Source organism: Rhodanobacter sp. KK11 (assembly GCF_033345435.1).
GTDB lineage: Bacteria > Pseudomonadota > Gammaproteobacteria > Xanthomonadales > Rhodanobacteraceae > Rhodanobacter.
Genome location: NZ_JAWPMI010000001.1, coordinates 1,106,525 through 1,128,215, shown reverse-complemented (window position 1 = coordinate 1,128,215; position 21,691 = coordinate 1,106,525). Strand labels below are relative to the sequence as shown.

The window sequence follows — 21,691 nt, the reverse complement described above, 5'->3', positions numbered from 1 at the left end:
CACGCCGTCTCGCACAGGCAAAAAACCCGCGGATCGCTCCGCGGGTTTTTTCATGCAGCAACAGCCGCGAGGCGGATTACTCGGCCGCGGCAGCCTTCGCGCTCGCCTTGGCGGCGGCAGCGGCGGCGACGTCTTCCTTGATGCGGGCGGCCTTGCCTTCCAGGTTGCGCAGGTAATACAGCTTGGCGCCGCGCACCTTGCCCTTGCGCTTCACGGTCAGCGAGTCGATGGCCGGGCTGTGCGCCTGGAACACGCGCTCCACGCCGGTGCCGTGCGAGATCTTGCGCACGGTGAAGGCCGAATGCAGGCCGCGGCTGCGCTTGGCGATGACGAGGCCCTCGAACGCCTGCACGCGCTCGCGGTTGCCTTCCTTCACCTTGACGTTGACCACCACGGTGTCGCCTGGGCCGAAGTCCGGCAGCTGGCGGGTGATCTGCTCGGATTCGAACTGTTCAATGATCTTGTTCATGGCGCACCTGTCGGTTCACTTTTGCGATATCAATGCTGCGACCGTCATTCGACCGCATCGTCCTGCCGTGTCGCCTGCCTGGAGGCATGTTCACGACGAAATTCATCCAGCAAGGCCCGGGATGCCGCATCCAGCCCACGCTGTGACAACAAGTCCGGGCGCCGCAACCAGGTCCGCCCCAGCGATTGCTTGAGGCGCCAGCGGGCAATCGCCGCATGGTCACCGGACAGCAACACCTCCGGTACGTCACCCAGTGCGTCACGCACCGGTTTTCCATAGTGCGGACAATCCAGCAAGCCATCCGAGAATGAATCCTGCTCGGCCGACTGCGCGTCGTTCAACGCACCTTCCTGCAAGCGCCCTACCGCGTCGATGACCACCGCCGCGGCCAGCTCGCCGCCGGACAGCACATAATCGCCGATGGAAAGCTCCTCGTCGACCTCGTGCGCCAGCAGGCGCTCGTCCACGCCTTCGTAACGCCCGCAGAGCAGGCCGATGCGCGGCAGCTTCGCCAGCGCCTTAACCCTGCCCTGCGTCAGCCGCGCTCCCTGCGGACTGAGATAAACCAGATGCACCGGTTCCGGTGCCGCCGCGCGCATGGCCGCCAGGGTCGTGCGCAACGGCTCGATCATCATCACCATGCCCGGACCGCCGCCGTACGAGCTGCTGTCCACGCTGCGGTGCCGGTCGGTGGCGTAGTCGCGCGGGTTCCAGGTTTCCACCTGCAGCAGCTCGCGCTGCTGCGCGCGTCCCACCACACCGACCGCGGCACACTGGCGCACGAAGTCGGGAAACAGGCTGACGACGTCGATACGCATGATCCAAAGACCCTCTGCCGCGACCCGGCGGCCTCAGAACTCGGGATCCCAGTCCACCACCATGCGCCCTGCGGACAAATCCACCGAACGCACATACGAACCCTGGATGAAGGGAATCAGCCGCTCGCACTCGCCATCCCTCACCACCACCACGTCGTTGGCGCCAGTGGCGAACAGGTGACTGACCCGCCCCAGCTTCACATCTTCCGTGGTGACGACCTCAAGTCCTTCGAGATCGACCCAGTAATACTCGCCTTCAGCGGCAGGCGGCAGCTGTTCACGGGCGACATGGATGTCGCTGCCGACCAGCGCCGCTGCCTGCTCCCGGTCGTCCACGCCGGGCAGATGGGCCACCATGCCCTTGCCCTGCGTACGACCCTTCACACCGCTGACCTGCGTCTCCGTGCCGGACGCTGCCGTGAGCAACCACGGCTGGTAGTCGAAGATCCGCATGCGCGGCTCGGCCCAGGATTCGATCTTGAGCCAGCCCTGCACGCCGTACAGCCCGACGATGCGCCCGATCAGGACGCGCCGACCGGCTGCAACCATGCTCAGGCAGCCTGCTGCTTGCCGGCTTCCTTGACCAGGGCGGCGACCTTGTCGGTCAGCTGGGCACCCTTGCCGACCCACTCCTGCACCCGCGCGACGTTCAGCTCGAGGCGCTTGTCCTTGCCCGACGCAACCGGGTTGTAGAAGCCCACGTTCTCGATGTTGCGGCCGTCGCGCTTGTTGCGCTGGTCGGTCACGACGACGTGGTAGAACGGACGGCCCTTGGCGCCACCGCGCGAAAGACGAATCTTGACCATGGTAGAACTCCAGAATTGCCGAACCGGCGGCAGGCACACGAGAGCCGTGCGCGGTAAACGCGGCATTTTAACGGATTTTGAGGAAAAGGGAAGGCCTGACGGGAAGGAGTGAATGGCGAGAGTGGTGGCACCGGCCGACTTTCCCTCGTCCCCCGCGCTCAACGCATCGGCGGCAGCCCGCCCATGCCGCCCATACCCTTCATGGCGCCGCGCATCTGCCGCAGCAGGCCCTTGGTGCCGCCCTTGGACAGCTTGGACATCATCTTTTCCATCTGCATGTACTGCTTGAGCAGGCGGTTGACGTCGGCCGGCTGGGTACCCGAGCCGCGCGCCACCCGGGCGCGACGCGAGCCGTTCAGCAAATCCGGATGGCGGCGCTCCTTCTTCGTCATCGAGCTGATGATCGCGATCATCCGCTTCATCTCGCCGTCGTTGACCTTGGACTTCACGCTGTCCGGCAGGCTGGACACGCCGGGCAGCTTGTCCATCAGCCCGGCCAGACCGCCCATGTTGCCCATCTGCTCCAGCTGGTCCTTCATGTCGTCGAGGTCGAAGCGCTTGCCCTTCATCACCTTCTGGGCCAGCTTCTGCGCCTTGTCCTGGTCGACCTTGCGCTCGACTTCCTCGACCAGGCTCAGCACATCGCCCATGCCCAGGATGCGCTGGGCCAGGCGATCCGGGTGGAACGGCTCCAGCGCGTCGCTCTTCTCGCCGGCGCCGAGGAACTTGATCGGCTTGCCGGTGACGTAACGCACCGACAGCGCCGCGCCGCCACGGGCGTCGCCGTCGGTCTTGGTGAGGATCACGCCGGTCAGCGGCAGCGCCTCGTTGAACGCCTTGGCGGTGTTGGCGGCATCCTGGCCGGTCATCGCATCGACCACGAACAGGGTTTCGATCGGCGTGATCGCGGCGTGCAGCGCCTTGATCTCGGCCATCATCGCCTCGTCCACGTGCAGGCGGCCGGCGGTGTCGACCAGCAGCACGTCGACCACCTCGCGCCGCGCGGCGGCGATGGCATCCTTCGCGATCTGCACCGGGTCCTGACCCGCCGCGGACGGGAAGAACTTCACACCGACCTGCTCGGCCAGCGTGCGCAACTGCTCGATCGCGGCCGGACGGTAGACGTCGCAGCTGACCACCATCACCTTCTTCTTCCGGCGCTCGGTCAGCAGGCGCGCCAGCTTGGCCACCGTGGTGGTCTTGCCGGCGCCCTGCAGGCCGGCCATCAGCACCACGGCCGGCGGCTGCTGGGCCAGGTTCAGCTCGGTGTTGGCGGTGCCCATCACCACGGTCAGTTCGTCGCTGACCACCTTGATCAGCGCCTGGCCCGGCGACAGGCTCTTGATCACGTCCTGGCCGACCGCGCGCACCTTGATGCGCTGGATCAGCGCCTGCACCACCGGCAGCGCCACGTCGGCCTCCAGCAGCGCGATGCGCACCTCGCGCAAGGCTTCGCGAATGTTCTCCTCGGTCAGCCGGCCGCGACCACGCAGGCGATTGACGGTGGTGGACAGGCGTTGGCTGAGCGACTCGAACATGACGGGACCGGCAAACAGGAAAGCGCCCGATTATAGCGGACGGATCGCACCGCTCCGCATGCAGGGCGGTACAACCCTGTGCGACACTGCGCGGCCATGACCATCCACGTTCTGGCCCTGCTCGCCATCGCACTCTACCTCGCCGCCGCCACCGGGCTGGCGCGCCCGCTGCTGAGTGGCGGCCAGCCGCTGAACCGGCTGGCGCTGGCCTTGGCCGGCAGCGCCGTGCTGATCCACGCCGGCATCCTGCTGGGCATGCACCGCGGTGCGCTGGACCTGCATTTCTTCGCGGCGCTGTCGCTGGTCGCGTTCGTCGTCTCGGCGCTGACCCTGCTGGTGAACGCCTCGCGCCCGGTCGCCGCACTCGGCGTGATCGTGTTTCCGCTGACCGCCGCGCTGCTCGCCGTGGACAGCTTCCTGGCACCCCCCACCCTGCCGCAACCGATGGGCTGGCAGATCAAGCTGCACGTGACGGTCGCCCTGGTCGCGTTCGGCGTGCTGTCGATCGCCGCCGTGCTGGCGATCCTGCTGGCGATCCAGGAGCGCGCGTTGCGCCATCGCCAGTTTGGCCGCTGGCTGCGTGCGCTGCCGCCGCTGACCCTGACCGAAACCTTGCTGTTCCGCCTGATCAGCGCCGGCTTCGTGCTGCTCACGCTGACCCTGCTCACCGGCGTGCTGTTCGTCGACAACCTGTTCGGCCAGCACCTGGCGCACAAGACCGTGCTGTCGATCGGCGCCTGGCTGGTGTTCGGCGTGCTGCTGTACGGCCGCTGGCGGCACGGCTGGCGCGGCACGCGCGCGGTAAACCTGACCCTGGTCGGGATGGCCGTGCTGGTGCTGGCATTCTTCGGCAGCAAGGCGGTGCTGGAGCTGATCCTGCACCGCGGCATGTAACCGCAAGCTCAGCGGCAGGCGTCGATCGCCTCGCCCAGCCGCTCCACGCCGACCACCTCCATCTCGCCAACCTTGCCCTTCTTCGGCGCGTTCGCCTTCGGCACGATGGCGCGGCGGAAACCATGGTGGGCGGCTTCCTTCAGGCGCTCCTCGCCGTTCGGCACCGGGCGGATCTCGCCGGACAGGCCGACCTCGCCGAACGCGACCATGTGCTCCGGCAACGGCCGGTCGCGCAAGGACGACAGCACCGCCAGCAGCACCGGCAGGTCGGCCGCGGTTTCCTGCACGCGGATTCCGCCGACCACGTTGACGAACACGTCCTGGTCGTAGGCCGCCACGCCACCGTGCCGGTGCAACACGGCCAGCAGCATCGCCAGCCGGTTCTGCTCCAGCCCCAGGGTGACCCGCCGCGGGTTGCCCAGCGAGCTCTGGTCCACCAGTGCCTGCACCTCCACCAGCAGCGGCCGGGTGCCTTCGCGGGTGACCATCACCGCACTGCCCGGGGTGGGACCCGCGTGGGTGGAGAGGAAGATCGCCGAGGGATTCGGCACCTCGCGCAGGCCCTTGTCGCCCATCGCGAACACGCCCAGCTCGTTGACCGCGCCGAAGCGGTTCTTGAACGCGCGCAGCACGCGGAAGCGCGAACCGGATTCGCCCTCGAAGTACAGCACCGCGTCGACCATGTGCTCCAGCACGCGCGGGCCGGCGATGCCGCCTTCCTTGGTGACGTGGCCAACCAGGAACACGCTGGTGCCGGTCTCCTTGGCGAAGCGGGTGAGCTTGGCCGCCGATTCGCGCACCTGCGACACCGAGCCGGGCGCGGCGGTGAGCAGTTCGGTCCAGATGGTCTGGATCGAGTCGATCACCAGCACCTGCGGACGACTCGCCGCCGCCTGTTCGAGGACGCGCTCGATGCAGGTTTCGGCCAGCGCCTGCAGCGGCTCCAGCGGCAGCCCCAGGCGCTGCGCGCGCGCGGCCACCTGCGCCAGCGACTCCTCGCCGGTGACGTAGACGCTGGGCAGTTGCCCGCCCAGCGTGCCCAGCATCTGCAGCAGCAGGGTCGATTTGCCGATGCCGGGGTCGCCGCCGATCAATACCACCGAGCCCTGCACCAGGCCGCCACCGAGCACGCGATCCAGCTCGCCGATGCCGGTCAGCGTGCGCGCCTCGGTAGTCAACGCCACCGCCGTCAGCGGTGTGATGCGCGGGGCACCCGCGGCCGCGCCGGCGTAGCTGGAACGCTGCGCGCCCACCGACGGCTTCGCCGCCGAGGCCGGCGCCAGCACGATCTCGCTGAGCGTGTTCCAGGCGCCGCACTCGGCGCACGAGCCCTGCCATTTCGGGTGTTCGGCACCGCAATCGGTGCAGACATAGGCGGTCTTGGCCTTGGCCATGCGGGCTCCCGGCTGGATAGGTGGAAGAGGCGAGCTTGGCACGCAGCCATCGCAGGCGGCGAGACGCATCGACCCGAAAAACTGTCGGCCTTCGCCGCGCGATTCCCCTTCGTCAGTCGAACGATCCGACGAACGAGTCCGACGCGTGGTTGACGAACTGGGTGTAGTGGCCGAGGAAGGTCAGCTTGCAGGTGTCGGTCGGGCCGTTGCGCTGCTTGCCGATGATGATCTCGGCGACGCCCTTGTCGGGCGATTCCTTGTTGTAGTACTCGTCGCGGTAGATGAACATGATCACGTCGGCGTCCTGCTCGATGGCGCCGGACTCGCGCAGGTCGGACATCATCGGGCGCTTGTCGGCGCGCTGCTCCAGCGAGCGGTTCAACTGCGACAGGGCGATCACCGGCACGTTCAGTTCCTTGGCCAGCCCCTTCAGCGAGCGTGAGATCTCCGAGATCTCGGTGGCGCGGTTTTCCTTGTTGCCGGGCACCTGCATCAGCTGCAGGTAGTCGATCACGATCAGGCCCAGCCCGCCGTGCTCGCGGTGCAGCCTGCGCGCGCGCGAACGCAGTTCCACCGGCGACAGGCCCGGCGTGTCGTCGATGAAGATCTTCGCCTCCGACAGCAGCGCGATGGCATTGGAGACGCGCGGCCAGTCCTCCTCCTGCAGGTCGCCGTTGCGCAGGTGCTGCTGGTGGATGCGGCCGACCGAAGAGATCAGGCGGAACGCCAGCTGCGACGAAGACATTTCCATCGAGAACACCACCACCGCCTTCTTGCCGCCCAGCGCGGCGGCCTCGGCGATGTTCAGCGCGAAGGCGGTCTTGCCCATCGACGGGCGCGCCGCCACGATGATCAGGTCCGACGGCTGCAGGCCGGAGGTGAGCCGGTCCAGGTCGGTGAAGCCGGTGCTGACGCCGGTGAGCTGGCCGCGGTTCTCGTAGCGCTCGGTGAGCAGGCGGAAAGCGTCCTTCACCGCCTCGCGCATCGAGACCGAATCCTTCTTGCCGCGCGCGCCGGATTCGGCGATGTGGAATACGCGCTGCTCGGCGCTTTCCAGCACCTCGTGCACGCTCTTGCCCTCGGGCCGGTAGCCGTCCTCGGTGATCGAGGTACCGGCGTCGATCAGCTGGCGCAGCACCGACTTCTCGCGCACGATCTCGGCGTAGGCGGCGATGTTGGCCGCGCTGGGTGTGCTGTTGGCCAGTTCGATCAGGTAGCCGGCGCCGCCGACCATCTCGGCCAGGCCGTTGCTCTCGAACCAGTCGCCCAGGGTCACCGCGTCGCACGGCATGCCCTTGTTCGCCAGTTCGTTGATGGCGCGCCAGATCAGCCGGTGGTCCTTGCGGTAGAAATCGTCCTCGCCGAGCCGGTCGGCCACCTTGTCCAGCGCGTCCGGCGCCAGCATCAGGCCGCCCAGCACCGCCTGCTCGGCATCGATCGAATGCGGCGGCACGCGCAGCGCCTCGATGGCGGGAGAGGAGGATTTGCGCTCAGGCACGAAGGACATCGATTTACCTCTGGAGAATGGCCCCACGGTCGGCACGCCCTGCGCCTACATGCCGCGGACGGTCACACCGACATCATCATGCGCGGCGCCGTCTCGCCCGTCGAGACAACAAGTCTGTGGATAAGCTGTGGAGCGACGTGGATAAGAAAGTGCCCGGGGCACGGGCATCGCAAAACAAACGGGCGCCTCGCGGCGCCCGGATGCTTCCAGCCTGCGGATGAAGCTTACTTGTCGCCGACCACGATCACCTTCACCGTGGTCTGCACGTCGGCGTGCAGGCTCACCACCACGTCGTACTCGCCGACGTTGCGCAGCGGGCCTTCGCCCAGGATCACTTCGTTCTTGTGGACTTCGTGGCCGGCGGCGACCAGCGCCTCGGCGATGTCGCGCGGACCGACCGAGCCGAACAGCTTGCCTTCGGCGCTGGAGTGCGCGGCAATGGTCACCGCGACCTCGGCCAGCTTGGCCTTGCGCGACTCGGCATTGGCCAGCATGGTGTTGGCCTTCGCCTCGTACTCGGCGCGGCGCTGTTCGAACGCGGCCAGGTTGGCGGCATTGACGCGCACGGCCTTGCCCTGCGGCAGCAGGTAGTTGCGGCCGTAACCCGGCTTCACGGTGACCTTGTCACCCAGGTTGCCGAGGTTGCGGACTTTCTGCAGAAGAATGAGTTCCATGATGCTTTCCTGTTCGTTAGCACCGGTGCGGCCCGATGCAGCCAGAGGACGGTTGTCCGAAGGATGTCCGATGTCCCGCCCGGCCGTAGCCGGGCGGGACTACCCGCCGCAGCGCCAGGCTGCGGACGGTCACGCTCAGACGTCGTGGTTGTCGGTGTACGGCAGCAGCGAGAGGAAGCGCGCGCGCTTGATCGCGGTGGCCAGCTGGCGCTGGTAGCGCGCCTTGGTGCCGGTGATGCGGCTGGGCACGATCTTGCCGTTCTCGGTGATGTACTGGCGCAGCGTGTTGAGATCCTTGTAGTCGATCTCCTTCACGTTCTCGGCCGTGAAGCGGCAGAACTTGCGGCGGCGGAAAAACTTGGACATGTCTGTGCTCCTGATCAGTCGTCGCTGTCGCGATCGTTGTCGCGGTCGTGGCCGCGGCCCTCGCCGTCACCCTCGTCGTCGCGGCGACGGGTGGACTTGGCGTCGTCCTTTTCCTTCGACTTCAGGATGAAGGACGGCTCGGTATCGGCCTCGTCGCGACGGATCACCAGATGACGCAGCACGGCGTCGTTGAAACGGAAACCCGACTCCAGCTCGTTCAGCGCATGCTGGCTGACTTCGATGTTGAGCAGCACGTAATGTGCCTTGGCCAGATTGACGATCGGATAGGCCAGCTGACGACGGCCCCAGTCCTCCAGGCGGTGGATCTTGCCGCCGTCGGTCTCGATCAGGGCCTTGTAGCGCTCGAGCATGGCCGGAACCTGCTCGCTCTGGTCAGGGTGGACCATGAACACAACTTCGTAATGACGCAGGGTCATTGTGGGTTGACTCCTTGTGGATGCGGCCTTGCGGCCCTGCAGCCTCCCGCCGGTGCGGTGAGGCAAGTGTCCTGCCGGCGCCGCTTCGGGCGTGGGCAGAAGCGGAATTGTACGGCGCCTACGAATGGTCACGCAAGTCATTGAAAACCATGACCCGCATGACGACGCCAGGAGACCCCGACATTCAGCTGACGGTGAAGCTCTCGCCGCAGCCGCACTCCCCGGTGGCGTTCGGGTTGTGGAACACGAAGCTGGCGTTGAGCCCCTGCCGCTGGAAGTCGATCACCGTGCCATCGACCATGGCCAGACTCTTGTCGTCGACGATCAGCGGCAAGCCGTCGACCTCGACCAGCCGGTCGCCCTCGCCGACCGCGTCGGCCAGGTCCACCACGTAGGCGAAACCGGAACAACCGGTGCGCTTGACGCCGAAACGCACTCCGGCCGCCTGCGGCGTACCCGCCAGAAAGTGGCGCATGCGTTCATTGGCGGCGGGGGTAATGGTGATGCTCATGGCGGTGGATCGACCTCGACTGGATGGCCCGGAAAGTCGCAGCGCGGGTGACAGCTACATTATCATGCCGGTTTGGCCTTGCGGCGCCGCTGCCTGCGCCGTTCATCATCATCTTACGCGCCGGCACGCGGCGCATCAGCAGGAGTTCCAACCGATGGCCGTGGTCAGTGTGAAGCAGGCTCTCTCCGGCAAGCTCGACGCCGGCAGCGCGGTGACCGTGCGCGGCTGGGTACGTACCCGTCGCGACTCCAAGGCCGGCCTGTCCTTCGTCAACGTCACCGACGGCTCCTGCTTCGACCCGATCCAGGCGGTGGTACCGGCCACCCTGGATAACTACGACAGCGAGGTGAAACACCTCACCGCCGGCGCCGGCGTGATCGTCTCCGGCACGCTGGTCCCCTCGCAGGGCAAGGGCCAGGCGTTCGAACTGCAGGCGAACGAGGTCATCGTCACCGGTTTCGTCGACGACCCGGAAACCTACCCGATCCAGCCCAAGCAGCACACCATGGAATTCCTGCGCGAGGTCGCCCACCTGCGCCCGCGCACCAACCTGTTCGGCGCGGTCACCCGCGTGCGCCACACCATGATGACGGCGATCCACCGCCACCTCACCGAACAGGGCTTCTTCTGGATCAACACGCCGATCATCACCACCTCCGACGCCGAGGGCGCCGGCGACATGTTCCGGCTGTCCACGCTGGATCTGGCCAACCTGCCGCGCGATGACAAGGGCAAGATCGACTTCCGCAAGGATTTCTTCGGCCGCGAGGCGTTCCTCACCGTGTCCGGCCAGCTCAACGTCGAGGCGTACGCGCTGGCGATGAGCAAGGTCTACACCTTCGGCCCCACCTTCCGCGCCGAGAACTCCAACACCCCGCGCCACCTGGCCGAGTTCTGGATGGTCGAGCCGGAGATCGCGTTCGCCGACCTCGCCGCGGATGCCGACTGCGCCGAGGCGTTTCTCAAGGCGATCTTCAAGGCCGTGCTGGACGAGCGCCCCGACGACATGGCGTTCTTCGCCGAGCGCGTGCAGAGCGACGCAATCACCCGAATGGAAGCCTTCATCGCCAAGCCGTTCGAGCGCATCGACTACACCGACGCCATCACCATCCTGCAGAAGTCCGGCCAGAAGTTCGAATACCCCGTGGCCTGGGGCATCGACCTGCAGACCGAGCACGAGCGCTACCTGGCCGAGAAACATATCGGCCGTCCTGTGGTCGTCATGAACTACCCCGAGGCGATCAAGGCGTTCTACATGCGCTTGAACGATGACGAGAAGACGGTTGCGGCGATGGACGTGCTGGCGCCGGGCATCGGCGAGATCATCGGCGGCAGCCAGCGCGAGGAGCGGCTGGACTACCTCGACCGCCGCATGGTCCAGTTCGGCCTCGACCCCGCCGCCTATGGCTGGTACCGCGACCTGCGCCGTTATGGCACGGTACCGCACGCCGGCTTCGGCCTCGGCTTCGAGCGCCTGCTGGTCTACATCTGCGGCCTGTCCAACATCCGCGACGCCATTCCCTATCCCCGGGCCGCCGGAACGGCCGAATTCTGAGCAACCCACCCGCCATGTCGCTTCGATTCCCTGCCATCGCCGCCGTACTGGCCCTCGCCGCCCTGCTGGGCGGCTGCCACACTGCCAAGGCCTTGCTGCCGCCGAACCTGCGACCGCCATCGGAGAATACCGGCGATGCACTGAAACTGGCCCAGCTGCAGCTGATGCAGGCCACGCCGTGCTGCAGCAGCTTCGCCGACTTCTCCTACCGGAACATGCTGCCGTGGCAGCCGCAGAAGTTCGTGCTGGGCAGCGGCAGCATGGTCGCCAACCTCAACGGTACGCAGAGCTACTTCCTTGCCTTCCGCCTGCCCATCGACGTGAAGTTGCCGTACCAGGTCGCCATGAAGTCGGAATTGAACGGCCGCTGGCTGCACGCAAGCTACCTGTTCGCGCCTACCGTGGTGCTGTTGGACGAGGGCTTCCAGCCGATCCGCTCCGAGGACATCGGGTTGTGCGAACACATGGGCTGGGGTGAGGAAACCACCGGCGCCTTCGGCAGCCTGAAGATCGACAGCAAGCAGGCACGCTACCTGCTGGTCTACAGCTCCGCCGAGCAGCAGTCGGGCAAGACCTACTGGGAGCAGTCGCCGGCATCGTTCTCCAGCTCCAGCGCCGCCACGCTGCAGATGAATTCCACCGGCAGCTTCAGCATCCCGCACGGTCCGGACGGCGTGCTGTGGGTGGGCATGATGAACAAGACCTACGAGAAGGCGCTCAACAACGCGATCTGCAAGAAGGCCGCGAAGGGCGACGGCGTGCTGAACACCTTGCGCACCGCGCTGCCGCTGCCCTGGAGCAACAACGGCAACGGCGGCAAGACCGGCCACAGCCCGCCATGATCGCCCTCTACCTCGCCCTGCTGGCGAGCGGCGTCGGCTTGTTCGTGCTGTCGTACGTGGCGCCGTTCCGGGTCGCCGCGCTGCTGCGCGCACGCTACCCGCAGCACTGGCAGGTCATCGCTGCGGCCGCGCAAGGCCGGCTCTCCGGCTTCCGCATCTGGGCCAACATGCAGCAGGTGCTGCGCTCTCCGGCCCTGCCCGCGCTGGGCGACGCCGCGATCGACCGCTGGCGCCTGGCATGGCGCTACAGCCAATGGCTGGGCTGGCTGTGCTGGCTCGCCGCGCTGGCCATGCGGCTGTGGGTGCACTGAAGGAGCACGGCATGCAACTGGATCTGGGTGGACGTCACGCGCTGGTCTGCGGCGCTTCGCAGGGTATCGGCCGCGCCAGCGCGATGGAGCTGGCCGAACTCGGCGCCAGCGTCACCCTGCTGGCGCGCTCGGGCGACAAGCTCGAGGACGTCGCCGAAAGCCTGCCGCAGACACGTGCCGGGCAGCGGCACGATTGGTACAGCGTCGACATGCTGGACATCGCCGGCCTGCAGGCCACGGCTGCCGGGATCGTCGCCCGCGCTGCGGTGCACATCCTGATCAACAACACCGGCGGACCGCCGGGCGGCCCGGCGCACAGGGCGGAACCGGCGGCCTTCGAGACGGCATTCCGCCAGCACCTGCTGGCCGGCCAGGTGCTGCTGCATGCCGTGCTGCCCGGCATGCGAGAAAGCGGCTACGGCCGTCTCGTCAACGTGATCTCCACTTCGGTGAAGGAGCCGATCGCCGGGCTGGGCGTGTCCAACACCGTGCGCGCCGCGGTCGCCGGCTGGGCCAAGACCCTGTCCGCCGAACTGGCTGCCGACGGCATCACCGTCAACAACGTGCTGCCCGGCTACACCCGCACCCAGCGCCTCGACAGCCTGCTCGCCGCGAAGGCGGCCGCGAGCGGTCGCGACCGGGACGCCGTCGCACGCGAACTGATGGCCACGGTCCCGGCCCGCCGGTTCGGTGAAGCCAGCGAAGTCGCCGCGGTGATCGCGTTCCTGTGCACGCCCGCGGCCGCCTACGTCAACGGCGTCAGCATCGCGGTGGACGGTGGTCGCACCCGCGCGTTGAGCTGAGCGATCCGTCGTCGTCGCCCCATTGCACGCCGGCGCATACGCCGGCGTCCGGTGCAATTGCGGCACGCTGGTCCTAAGCTTGCGCGGATGCCCACTCCGCGCCTAGCCAATCTGATCGATGGTCGCCTGCAGGCGCCCCGGCTCGACACCTGGCTCGACGTGCACGAGCCGGCGACCGGCCAAGTCTTCATGCAGTGCCCCGATTCGACGGCGGCGGACGTCGCCGCGGCAGTGGATGCCGCCGGCCGGGCCGCGGCAGGATGGGCCGGCACCCCGATCGAGCAGCGCGCGCTTCTGCTGCAGCGGCTGGCTGACCTGGTCGAGGCGCGGCTGGAGGAATTCGCCGCACTGGAGTCGCGCGACAGCGGCAAGCCGCTGGCTCTTGCGCGCCGGCTCGACATCCCGCGGGCGGTCAGCAACCTGCGCTACTTCGCCGCTGCGATCATCGGCTGGGGCAGCGAGTCGCACGCGATGGAAGCGGGTTCCACCGGTAGCGCCGCGATCAACTACACCCTGCGCCAACCACTCGGCGTGGTCGGCTGCATCAGCCCGTGGAACCTGCCGCTGTACCTGTTCAGCTGGAAGATCGCGCCGGCGCTGGCAACCGGCAACACGGTGGTGGCCAAGCCGTCGGAAGTGACGCCGTGCACCGCCGCCCTGCTGGGCGAGCTGAGCATCGAGGCCGGCTTTCCACCCGGCGTGCTGAACATCGTGCACGGTCGCGGTCCCGCTGCGGGCCAGGCGATCATCGACCATCCGCAGATCAGGGCGATCTCGTTCACCGGCAGCACCGCCACCGGCGCACGGATCGCCGCCGCCGCGGCCGCGCAGTTCAAGAAGGTATCGCTGGAGATGGGCGGCAAGAACCCGGCGATCGTGTTCGCTGACGCCGACCTGTCGGACGCGAATCTGGACACCATCGTGCGCTCGGGTTTCGCCAACCAGGGCGAGGTCTGCCTGTGCGGCTCGCGACTACTGGTGCAGCGCTCGATCTACGACACCTTCCGCCAGCGTTATCTGGCACGCGTGCAGGCGCTGCGCGTGGGCGACCCGCGCGACGCCGGCAGCGACCTCGGCGCGATGGTCTCGCGCACGCACTACGACAAGGTGCTCGGCTGCATCGAGCAGGCCCGCGCCGAAGGCGGTCGCGTGCTCTGCGGCGGCGCTGCGGTCACCCTGCATGGCCGCTGCGCTGGCGGCTGGTTCATCGCGCCGACCGTGATCGAGGGCCTGCCGTCCGCGGCGCCGACCAACCAGCAGGAAATCTTCGGCCCGGTGGTCACTTTGATCCCGTTCGAGGACGAAGCCGAGGCGCTGGCGATCGCCAACGACAGCCGCTACGGGCTGGCTGCCTCGCTGTGGACGCGGGACCTCGCGCGCGCGCACCGGCTCGCCGGCCGGCTCGACTTCGGCATCGTGTGGATCAACTGCTGGCTGCTGCGCGATCTGCGCACGCCGTTCGGCGGCACCAAGCAATCCGGCGTCGGCCGCGAAGGAGGCAGCGAAGCGCTGCATTTCTTCACCGAGCCGAAGAACGTCTGCATCGCGTACGGCGCTGCACCGTAGCGCCATCCGCCTACCGCATCCCGGACCCGGAGTCTTGATGAACTCACTGAAAGACCTGCTTGCCAACAATCGCCGCTGGGCCGACCAGGTCACCGCGCAGGAACCGGACTTCTTCGAGAAGCTCGCGCGCCAGCAGGCGCCGAAGTACCTGTGGATCGGCTGCTCCGATTCGCGCGTGCCGGCCACCCAGATCGTCGACCTGCCGCCGGGCGAGATCTTCGTGCACCGCAACGTGGCCAACGTGGTGGTGCATACCGACCTCAACGCGCTCAGCACCATCCAGTTCGCGGTGGACGTGCTCAAGGTGAAGCACATCCTCGTCGTCGGCCACTACGGTTGCGGCGGCGTCGGTGCGGTGCTGAAGGAGAGCCGGCTTGGCCTGATCGACAACTGGCTCAGGCACATCACCGACATTGCCCTGAAGCATGCCGACAAGCTCGATCCGGCGCAGTCGTTCGCCATGCGCCACGCGCACCTGTGCGAACTGAACGCACTGGAGCAGGCGCTCAACGTCTGCCATACCACGGTGGTGCGCGAAGCGTGGGAACGCGGCCAGCAACTGGCCGTGCATGCCTGGATCTACGGGCTGGACGATGGCCACATCCATGACCTGGGCCTGGACGTGCGCGGCCGCAAGCAGCTGCCCGAGGCCTACGAACAGGCGGTGATCCAGCTCACGCGGCGCTGGGCCGGCACGGCATGAACAGCGAAGGCATCCGCACCGACGCCGCGCCGGTGCCCGTCGGTGCCTACCCGCACGCACGGCGCGTGGGCAACCTCTTGTTCCTGTCCGGCGTGGGGCCGCGCCAGCCCGGCACGAACGCGATTCCCGGCAACGTCCACGACGCGGACGGGCGACTGGTCGACTACGACATCGAGGCGCAGTGCCGGCAGGTGTTCGCCAACGTACGCGCGGTGCTGGAAGCCAGCGGCGCACGCTGGGAGGATCTGTTCGACGTCACCGTATTCCTCACCGACATGCAGCGCGACTTCGCCGCCTACAACCGCCTCTACGCGGAACATTTCGCCGGCGTCGACGCCTGCCGCACCACGGTGGGCATCGACGCGCTGCCCACGCCGATCGCGATCGAGCTGAAATGCATCGCCGCCTTGCCGGCGCCGTCGCGCTGAACTGCCGGGGACGGCGCGCGGACAAGTCGCGCCCATGAAAAACCCCGCCGGACTGCGCCGGCGGGGTTCCGGTCCAACTACGACACCATCAGCCCGCCGTCGATGCCGGCGCCGGCGTCGTGCCTCCGGCGGCGGCCTTGTGGCTCTTGTGATGGCGGGACTTGTGGTGCGACTTGTGGTGCATGGCCGTCTTCGGTGCAGCGTCTGCGGCGGCAGCGGGAGTCGCCGCGGGAGCTGCCTGCGCCGCGGGAGCAGCCGCCTGCGAAGCGGGAGCAGCCTGGGCCAGCGCGGAACCGGCAAGCACGACGCCCGCCACAAGCAGTGAAGCAGTCAGGAGTTTACGCATCATGATGTCGAGCCTCGGACGATGTAGGTATCGCGGACCCGGCCGGACCCCGGCCACTCGGGCGGCGCGACGAACCGACGATGCGACGGTGATGGAATACCAAGGCTGAATGGAACGCGCGTCTTCCCGCGCATCGTGCACGGCGCGATCTTGACTTTCGCCACGCCCGTGCGGACTCGCAACAACCTGCGGTCAGGCCAGGCAGGTCCGCAGCATGCGGCCGATCAGATCCTGCACCGCGGGCGCTTTCGCCTCGTCGTACGCGAAGCTCTCCTCGTCCATGTAATTGAGCTGCGCCAACTCCAGTTGCACGGCCTGCACGCCGGTCGCGGGCGTGCCGTAATGGCGCGTGATGTAGCCGCCCTTGAAGCGGCCGTTGACGGCAAAACCGAACTGCGACTGCGACTCCAGGCAGGTCTGCAGCCGGGCCTGCAGCGCCGGGGTGCAGCTCGCCCCGGCCGCCGTGCCGAGATTGAAATCCGGCAGTCGCCCCTCGAACAGCATGGGCACCCGGCTGCGGATCGAGTGCCCTTCCCACAGCACTGCCCGGCCATGCTCCGCGCACAATCGCGCAAGTTCCTGCGCAATGGCCTGATGGTAGGGCCGCCAGCAATCGTTCACCCGCTGTTGGATTTCGGCGGCGTCCGGCTCGCCGCCATCCTGATACAGGGGCTCGCCGTCGAAGCCGAGCAGTGGAACCAAGCCGGTCTCGCGTTGCCCCGGATACAGCGCATGGCCGTCGACGGGGCGATTCAGGTCGACGACATAGCGCGAGAGCTGCGGTTTCAGCACGCTGGCGCCCAACGCCCGGGCCAGCGGCTCGTACAGCCGGCCGACATGCCAGTCGGTGTCCGGCGCACGGCGTGCCGCCGGACGCATCCGCGCGGCGATGTCGTCGGGAATGAAACTGCCGTCGTGCGGCAGGCTGATCAACAGCGGCGCACTACCGCGCTGCAAGGTAAAGGTTGCCATCGACGCATTGTACCCGGGCCCGGGGCCGCAGGAGCTTGCCTGCCGGCGCGCACGCAGGCACGCTAGTCCCGAATCATCCGCGGGGATTGAAGATGCCGGCCAGAGCACTGTTCCGAATGATTCCCGTCGCACTCTGCATGGGCGCGCCATTGGCCTCGCCAGTGCTGGCGCAGGACTTCAGCCCTGCCGCCGTCGAGATGTTCCACGGCCTGCGGCAGCAACCCAACGATCTGGCCCGCTACGTCTACCTGGTCAAGACGCTGCAGGAGCTCCCCGTCGCCGACCGGCCACTCGCGATGCAGATGTTCGCTTCGGTCGAGAACGAACTGGGCCTCTACAACGAGGCGCTGCGCGACTTCCCGCTGAAGAGCCACGTGGCGGCGGACACCGCCATCCCCACGGCGGCACAATGGAAAGCCGCCGACGCCGTCGACGTCATCGTCCGGCAGGCCGCCGACCGCCGCATCGTGCTGATCAACGAGGCGCACCACGACGCCCATACCCGGCAGCTCACGCTGGCCCTGCTCCCCCGCCTGCGCGCGCTTGGCTTCGACTATTTCGCGGCGGAGGCCTTGCTCGACAAGGACGCCAGCCTGATGAAGCGCGGATACCCGATCCGGACCAGCGGCAGCGAATACCTGCGCGAACCCTCGTACGGCGAGATCGTGCGCACGGCGATCAAGCTGGGCTTCAAGGTCGTGTCCTACGACATGGATAGTCGCAGCACGCAGGAACGCGAAGCCGGGCAGGCCCGGAACCTGTACCGCAAGGTGTTTGCCAAGGATCCCGACGCCAGGCTGTTCGTCCACGCCGGCTACGCGCACATCGACAAGGCCAAGGGCCGGCTTGGCAACACCGTGCCGATGGCCATGCAACTGCAACAGCTGACCGGCATCGAACCCTTGTCGATCGACCAGACCCAGTTCCGCGAGCAGGTGCCCAGCGAGCCGGACGCCTACACGGAACTGGTCAGGAACTTTCCTTCCAAAGACCCCTTCGTCCTGCTCGACCGCACCACCGGCAAGCCGTGGAGCGCCCACCCGGAGCAATACGACATCAACGTGCTGCTGCCGCCCGCCGCCGGCCAGCGCGCCGTCGAGAGCGGCTATACCCAGCCCTCGACGATCGTGCACGACATGATCCGCAGCCAACCCATGCTGGCGCACTTCGTCAACACGCAGCGCCCGGAATGGCTCACCCTGCACGACGAGCGCTTCCCGTACACGGTCAGCACGACCCTGTGCCGGGTCACCACCCCCTGCGTCGTCGACGCGCACTACCTCGACGAAGACGAGGACGCCGTCGCCGCCGACCGCTACGCCTTCATGCAGGGCGACACCGTGAGCAAGCTGTACCTGCGGCCCGGCCGCTACCGGTTGCGCGCCTGGGACATCCGCGGCAGAACCCTGTCCGAACAAGTCATCACGGTCAACAAGCGCTAGCTGCGTGCGTCCGGACCCGCCTGATCGCTTGACGGTGCGGCGAGAAAACCAGGGCTGTCCACACGCCACGGCAACATCACCACCCTGACCATCCGGCGACCGCCGCATCTTCCCGCGCGATGCGAAGAACATCTTTTGCCTGCGCATTCCCGCGCTTGCCGGCAGCGGCACGAGCGCCGATGGACGACCATTCGACGAACGCGCCGTGCTGGTCGCCATGCCCGGCCCGGCAGCCTCCTTCCGGTCGCCCGAGCGCTTGCCTTGAAAGAATTACAGGCGTAGTCTTACACTTAAACTACACATGTAATCCAAAGGAAGCGCGCCCATGCCCGACAGACCCATTGCCATCAGCGAGGCCGAAAGCCGGGTGATGGAGTTGCTGTGGCGGCAGTCTCCCCAAACCTCCGAGGAGATCGTCGCTGCCCTGTTGCAACCCACCGGCTGGCACGAGAAAACCATCCGCACCCTGCTCAGCCGCCTGCTCGGCAAGGGCGCGGTGATCGCTGACAGGGACGGCCGACGCTACCTCTATTCGCCCACCCTGACCCGGGAGCAATGGCAATCGCAGGAAAGCCGCAGCCTGCTCGATCGCGTGTTCGGCGGGCGGCTATCGCCGCTGCTGGTGCATTTCAGCTCCCACGAGAAACTGAGCGCGAAGGACGTCGCCGAGCTGCGCAAGCTGCTCGACGCGATCGAGAAAAAAGGGCGCTGAAGTGGATACCGTGACCATGCGCTCGTTGCTGCTCGTGACCCTGGCCATGATCGTGGTGCTGCTGGCACGGCGCCCGTTGCGACGGAGCGTCGGCGCCGGCCCCGCATTCACGCTGTGGCTGCTGCCGCCGCTGGTGGCCGTGCTGCCGTGGCTGCCCGCCCTGCCGGCGCCATGGCCGATGCTGCCGGTGATCCACGTGCTGCCGGGCGACGCCGCCGTGACAGCGGTCGTCCCCATCCTCGACGCTCCCGTCGGATCGTGGCTGCGGGCGACATGGCTGGTCGGCGTGTCGCTGGGGCTGCTGCGATTGGCCACCCGCTACCTGCGCCTGCGTCGGCACTGCCGCCGCCTGCCCGCCCTCCTGACGATCGCCCTGCGACGCGAAATGGATGCGCTCGATCCGCGCCGCCTGCGCCTGCATCCGGCCGGGCCTGCCGTACTGTGGGCGCCGCGCAGCCTGGTGCTGCTGCCGCCGGACTTCATGCAGCGCTTCGATGCCGCGGAACGCCGGCTGATCCTTCGCCATGAACTGGCCCACCTTGAGCGCGGCGACGTGTTGTGGAACCTGCTCGCCGAGCTGGGCTGCACACTGCTGTGGTTCCACCCGCTGGCGTGGCTGGCGCTGCCAAGATTCCGGCTCGACCAGGAGCTGGCCTGCGACGAGCGCGTGTTGCGTGAGTCGCCGCAAGACGAAGCCGGCTACGCGCGCATCCTGATGCACAGCGTGGGCACGCCTTCCGTACCCGCGTTGATTCCCTGGCTCGCCGAGCCACAACTCAAGGAGCGACTCACCATGATCCAGCGTCATCGTCCCGGCGCCCTGCGCCGTCGCGTCGGTTGTCTTGCACTCGCCACGCTGATGGCAGGCGGCGTATTCGTGGTCCAGGCCAGCACTGGGCCGTCGTCCGATCGGCAAGCCGAATCGGATCTGACCTACAACGCAAAACTCCAGCCCCGCTACCCTGCTCCGGCGATCAAGAACAACGAGCAAGGTACGGTACTGCTGACGGTCCAGGTCCATGCCGACGGTACGGTGGGCACCATCGCCTACGACCCGAAGCACAGCACCACCACGTCTGCTGACCTGATCGCCGCCGCCAGCGATGCGGCAAGGCAATGGCACTTCAATCCACAGATGAAGGGAGGGAAGCCGATCGACGGCTACGCGCGCGTGCCGGTCAAATTCGCCCTGACGCCGCTTCCCGACGGAACCAACCAGGATTAAGTTGAGAAATTGAATCCAGAATGCAAAAAAGTGCATTGATTTGCGTATGAATTATTGAATTGATAACCTCGGCACGCCCCAGCCGAGGTTGTCTCGTGAGTCCGCAGCCCGTCGCCCGAATGCCCTCGTCGTTAGCGCTGCCGCAAATCGCGCGCTGGATGCTGCTTTTCCTTGCGATCGGCTTGCTGGCCGCGTGCGCCAGCGGTCCGCAACGGCGCCAGCCAACTTACAAGGCCTCGCAGTCGGCACTGGCCGACCTGCCGCCGCGCGCACCGTCGGCCGCCAGCGCCGGGGAGGCGAACGACGTCCTGTTCCGCGCGATCGGGCTGGTCGGCACGCCGTACCGCTGGGGCGGCAACACCCCGGCCGGCGGCTTCGACTGCAGCGGCCTGGTCGACTACATCTACCGTACTGCCGCCGGCATCAGGCTGCCGCGCACCTCGCACGAGATGGCTTCGATGGACGGCCGCAAGGTACGCAAGATGACCCAGCTGGCCAGCGGCGACCTGGTGTTCTTCGACATCGGCGGCGCGATCAGCCACGTCGGCGTGTACGTCGGCAAGGGCCGTTTCGTGCACGCGCCGAACAGTGGCGGCACGGTGCGGCTGGACGACATCGACGGGCCGTACTGGGGCGACCATTTCGCCTATGGGAAGCGGGTGCTGGATTGAGGTGTTGAGTGGACGGGGAGAAACCGGGTTTGAGGGAGGCCGGAGCTACCCCTCTCCCCCACAGGGATTCCCTGGCGGTCACAACTCTCCCCTGAAAGGGGAGAGGGCAAACGAAAAAACGGCGCCGAGGGCGCCGTTTTTGCTTTGACTTTTTATGCGCCGGTCAGTGCTCCGCACTGCCCGGCGCATGGGCGTGACCGTGGGCGATTTCTTCCTCGGTGGCGTCGCGCACTTCGCCGATGGCCACGTCGAAATGCAGCGTCTTGCCTGCCATCGGGTGGTTCAGGTCGACGTCGATCGTGCTCATGCCGACCTTGTGCACGGTCACCGCACGCTGGCCGCCCTGCTTCAACTGCAGCACGGTCGTCATGCCCGGCTTGAGGCGATTCGCCCGCGGGAAATACTTCTTGGGCACGCGCTGGATCTGGCCTTCCTGACGCTCGCCGTAACCGTCGGCCGGGGCCACGTCCACGCTCAGCGTCTCGCCGGCCTCGTGGCCTTCCAACGCCGTTTCCAGGCCCGGAATCAGCTGGCCATGGCCGAGCAGGATCCACAGCTGCTCATCGCGGTCGTGCGAGCTTTCAACCTTCTCACCATCCACCGTCAGCGTGTAGTGGATTGCGATGACCTTGTCCTTGCCAGCCTTCATTGCCTGTCTCGTCGGTGGAATCAAACGGCGGATTCTAGCAGCAGCCCGCCAA

General features: G+C 67.2%; 26 protein-coding genes. 12 read left to right on the top strand and 14 right to left on the bottom strand.

The genetic code is table 11. From position 1 onward, the window contains the following. Positions 1–76 precede the first annotated feature (76 nt). The 5 genes from rplS to ffh all read right to left on the bottom strand — a co-directional run bounded on the left by rplS (position 77) and on the right by ffh (position 3,631). Entirely contained in the window at positions 77–469 is a 393-nt protein-coding gene (rplS, locus tag R5H19_RS05020; RefSeq protein ID WP_318157852.1) for a 50S ribosomal protein L19, read from the bottom strand. Between the two features lie 44 nt (positions 470–513). After that, the gene (gene trmD, locus R5H19_RS05015) at positions 514–1,287 is read right to left on the bottom strand and encodes a tRNA (guanosine(37)-N1)-methyltransferase TrmD (protein WP_318157851.1); all 774 of its coding nucleotides are present in this window, start codon (positions 1,285–1,287) and stop codon (positions 514–516) included. A 33-nt stretch (positions 1,288–1,320) separates the two neighbouring features. Next, positions 1,321–1,836 carry a ribosome maturation factor RimM gene (gene rimM, locus R5H19_RS05010; RefSeq protein ID WP_318157850.1) on the bottom strand — a complete coding sequence of 172 codons (516 nt, stop codon included), beginning with the start codon at positions 1,834–1,836 and terminating at the stop codon, positions 1,321–1,323. A gap of 2 nt (positions 1,837–1,838) precedes the next feature. Then, the gene (rpsP, locus tag R5H19_RS05005; protein WP_108472511.1) at positions 1,839–2,093 is read right to left on the bottom strand and encodes a 30S ribosomal protein S16; all 255 of its coding nucleotides are present in this window, start codon (positions 2,091–2,093) and stop codon (positions 1,839–1,841) included. A 158-nt stretch (positions 2,094–2,251) separates the two neighbouring features. Further along, on the bottom strand, positions 2,252–3,631 hold the full coding sequence (gene ffh, locus R5H19_RS05000) for a signal recognition particle protein (protein ID WP_318157849.1): 1,380 nt from the start codon (positions 3,629–3,631) through the stop codon (positions 2,252–2,254). A 96-nt stretch (positions 3,632–3,727) separates the two neighbouring features. Here ffh and ccsA point away from each other — a divergent pair, with 96 nt between their 5' ends. Then, the gene (gene ccsA / locus R5H19_RS04995; RefSeq protein WP_318157848.1) at positions 3,728–4,525 is read left to right on the top strand and encodes a cytochrome c biogenesis protein CcsA; all 798 of its coding nucleotides are present in this window, start codon (positions 3,728–3,730) and stop codon (positions 4,523–4,525) included. Positions 4,526–4,533: 8 nt separating this feature from the next. Here ccsA and radA read toward each other — a convergent pair whose 3' ends face one another. The 6 genes from radA to R5H19_RS04965 form a co-directional block, all read right to left on the bottom strand. After that, positions 4,534–5,919, bottom strand: a complete 1,386-nt coding sequence (radA, locus tag R5H19_RS04990) for a DNA repair protein RadA (RefSeq protein ID WP_318157847.1) — start codon at positions 5,917–5,919, stop codon at positions 4,534–4,536. Between the two features lie 112 nt (positions 5,920–6,031). Next, positions 6,032–7,426, bottom strand: coding sequence for a replicative DNA helicase (locus tag R5H19_RS04985; protein ID WP_318157846.1), 1,395 nt, complete (start codon positions 7,424–7,426; stop codon positions 6,032–6,034). A 224-nt stretch (positions 7,427–7,650) separates the two neighbouring features. Next, on the bottom strand, positions 7,651–8,100 hold the full coding sequence (rplI, locus tag R5H19_RS04980; protein ID WP_318157845.1) for a 50S ribosomal protein L9: 450 nt from the start codon (positions 8,098–8,100) through the stop codon (positions 7,651–7,653). Positions 8,101–8,235: 135 nt separating this feature from the next. Continuing rightward, positions 8,236–8,466 (bottom strand): 30S ribosomal protein S18, encoded by a 231-nt coding sequence (gene rpsR, locus R5H19_RS04975; RefSeq protein WP_291193821.1) that lies wholly within the window; start codon positions 8,464–8,466, stop codon positions 8,236–8,238. Positions 8,467–8,480: 14 nt separating this feature from the next. Then, entirely contained in the window at positions 8,481–8,903 is a 423-nt protein-coding gene (gene rpsF / locus R5H19_RS04970; RefSeq protein WP_318157844.1) for a 30S ribosomal protein S6, read from the bottom strand. A gap of 184 nt (positions 8,904–9,087) precedes the next feature. Beyond that, positions 9,088–9,414, bottom strand: coding sequence for an iron-sulfur cluster assembly accessory protein (locus tag R5H19_RS04965; protein WP_318157843.1), 327 nt, complete (start codon positions 9,412–9,414; stop codon positions 9,088–9,090). Between the two features lie 154 nt (positions 9,415–9,568). On the opposite strand from R5H19_RS04965, the gene asnS reads away from it, so the two are divergent. The 7 genes from asnS to R5H19_RS04930 all read left to right on the top strand — a co-directional run bounded on the left by asnS (position 9,569) and on the right by R5H19_RS04930 (position 15,622). Beyond that, the gene (gene asnS, locus R5H19_RS04960; protein WP_318157842.1) at positions 9,569–10,969 is read left to right on the top strand and encodes an asparagine--tRNA ligase; all 1,401 of its coding nucleotides are present in this window, start codon (positions 9,569–9,571) and stop codon (positions 10,967–10,969) included. A 14-nt stretch (positions 10,970–10,983) separates the two neighbouring features. Further along, positions 10,984–11,811 carry a MalM family protein gene (locus R5H19_RS04955; RefSeq protein WP_318157841.1) on the top strand — a complete coding sequence of 276 codons (828 nt, stop codon included), beginning with the start codon at positions 10,984–10,986 and terminating at the stop codon, positions 11,809–11,811. Next, complete coding sequence (locus R5H19_RS04950) at positions 11,808–12,122, top strand: hypothetical protein (protein WP_318157840.1); 315 nt, start codon at positions 11,808–11,810, stop codon at positions 12,120–12,122. Before R5H19_RS04955 ends, R5H19_RS04950 begins: the two co-directional genes overlap by 4 nt. Positions 12,123–12,133: 11 nt before the next feature. Continuing rightward, positions 12,134–12,925, top strand: coding sequence for an SDR family NAD(P)-dependent oxidoreductase (locus R5H19_RS04945; RefSeq protein WP_318157839.1), 792 nt, complete (start codon positions 12,134–12,136; stop codon positions 12,923–12,925). 87 nt (positions 12,926–13,012) lie between these two features. After that, complete coding sequence (locus tag R5H19_RS04940) at positions 13,013–14,491, top strand: aldehyde dehydrogenase (protein ID WP_318157838.1); 1,479 nt, start codon at positions 13,013–13,015, stop codon at positions 14,489–14,491. A gap of 37 nt (positions 14,492–14,528) precedes the next feature. Then, positions 14,529–15,194 carry a carbonate dehydratase gene (gene can, locus R5H19_RS04935; protein ID WP_318157837.1) on the top strand — a complete coding sequence of 222 codons (666 nt, stop codon included), beginning with the start codon at positions 14,529–14,531 and terminating at the stop codon, positions 15,192–15,194. After that, positions 15,191–15,622 carry a Rid family hydrolase gene (locus R5H19_RS04930; protein ID WP_318157836.1) on the top strand — a complete coding sequence of 144 codons (432 nt, stop codon included), beginning with the start codon at positions 15,191–15,193 and terminating at the stop codon, positions 15,620–15,622. Before can ends, R5H19_RS04930 begins: the two co-directional genes overlap by 4 nt. Positions 15,623–15,710: 88 nt before the next feature. Here R5H19_RS04930 and R5H19_RS04925 read toward each other — a convergent pair whose 3' ends face one another. Both R5H19_RS04925 and hutG read right to left on the bottom strand, forming a co-directional pair. Next, positions 15,711–15,971, bottom strand: coding sequence for a hypothetical protein (locus R5H19_RS04925; protein WP_318157835.1), 261 nt, complete (start codon positions 15,969–15,971; stop codon positions 15,711–15,713). A 189-nt stretch (positions 15,972–16,160) separates the two neighbouring features. Next, complete coding sequence (gene hutG / locus R5H19_RS04920; RefSeq protein ID WP_318157834.1) at positions 16,161–16,940, bottom strand: N-formylglutamate deformylase; 780 nt, start codon at positions 16,938–16,940, stop codon at positions 16,161–16,163. Between the two features lie 137 nt (positions 16,941–17,077). Between hutG and R5H19_RS04915 the strand changes: the two genes are divergently transcribed. From R5H19_RS04915 to R5H19_RS04900, 4 genes are all read left to right on the top strand, one after another. Then, positions 17,078–18,382 carry a hypothetical protein gene (locus R5H19_RS04915; RefSeq protein WP_318157833.1) on the top strand — a complete coding sequence of 435 codons (1,305 nt, stop codon included), beginning with the start codon at positions 17,078–17,080 and terminating at the stop codon, positions 18,380–18,382. 325 nt (positions 18,383–18,707) lie between these two features. Then, positions 18,708–19,094, top strand: a complete 387-nt coding sequence (locus R5H19_RS04910) for a BlaI/MecI/CopY family transcriptional regulator (protein WP_318157832.1) — start codon at positions 18,708–18,710, stop codon at positions 19,092–19,094. Positions 19,095–19,110: 16 nt separating this feature from the next. Then, on the top strand, positions 19,111–20,319 hold the full coding sequence (locus R5H19_RS04905; RefSeq protein WP_318157831.1) for a TonB family protein: 1,209 nt from the start codon (positions 19,111–19,113) through the stop codon (positions 20,317–20,319). 158 nt (positions 20,320–20,477) lie between these two features. Further along, positions 20,478–20,990 carry a C40 family peptidase gene (locus R5H19_RS04900; RefSeq protein ID WP_318157830.1) on the top strand — a complete coding sequence of 171 codons (513 nt, stop codon included), beginning with the start codon at positions 20,478–20,480 and terminating at the stop codon, positions 20,988–20,990. A 163-nt stretch (positions 20,991–21,153) separates the two neighbouring features. Here the strand turns inward: R5H19_RS04900 and R5H19_RS04895 are convergent, their stop codons facing one another. Then, complete coding sequence (locus R5H19_RS04895; RefSeq protein WP_318157829.1) at positions 21,154–21,639, bottom strand: peptidylprolyl isomerase; 486 nt, start codon at positions 21,637–21,639, stop codon at positions 21,154–21,156. Positions 21,640–21,691 lie beyond the last annotated feature (52 nt).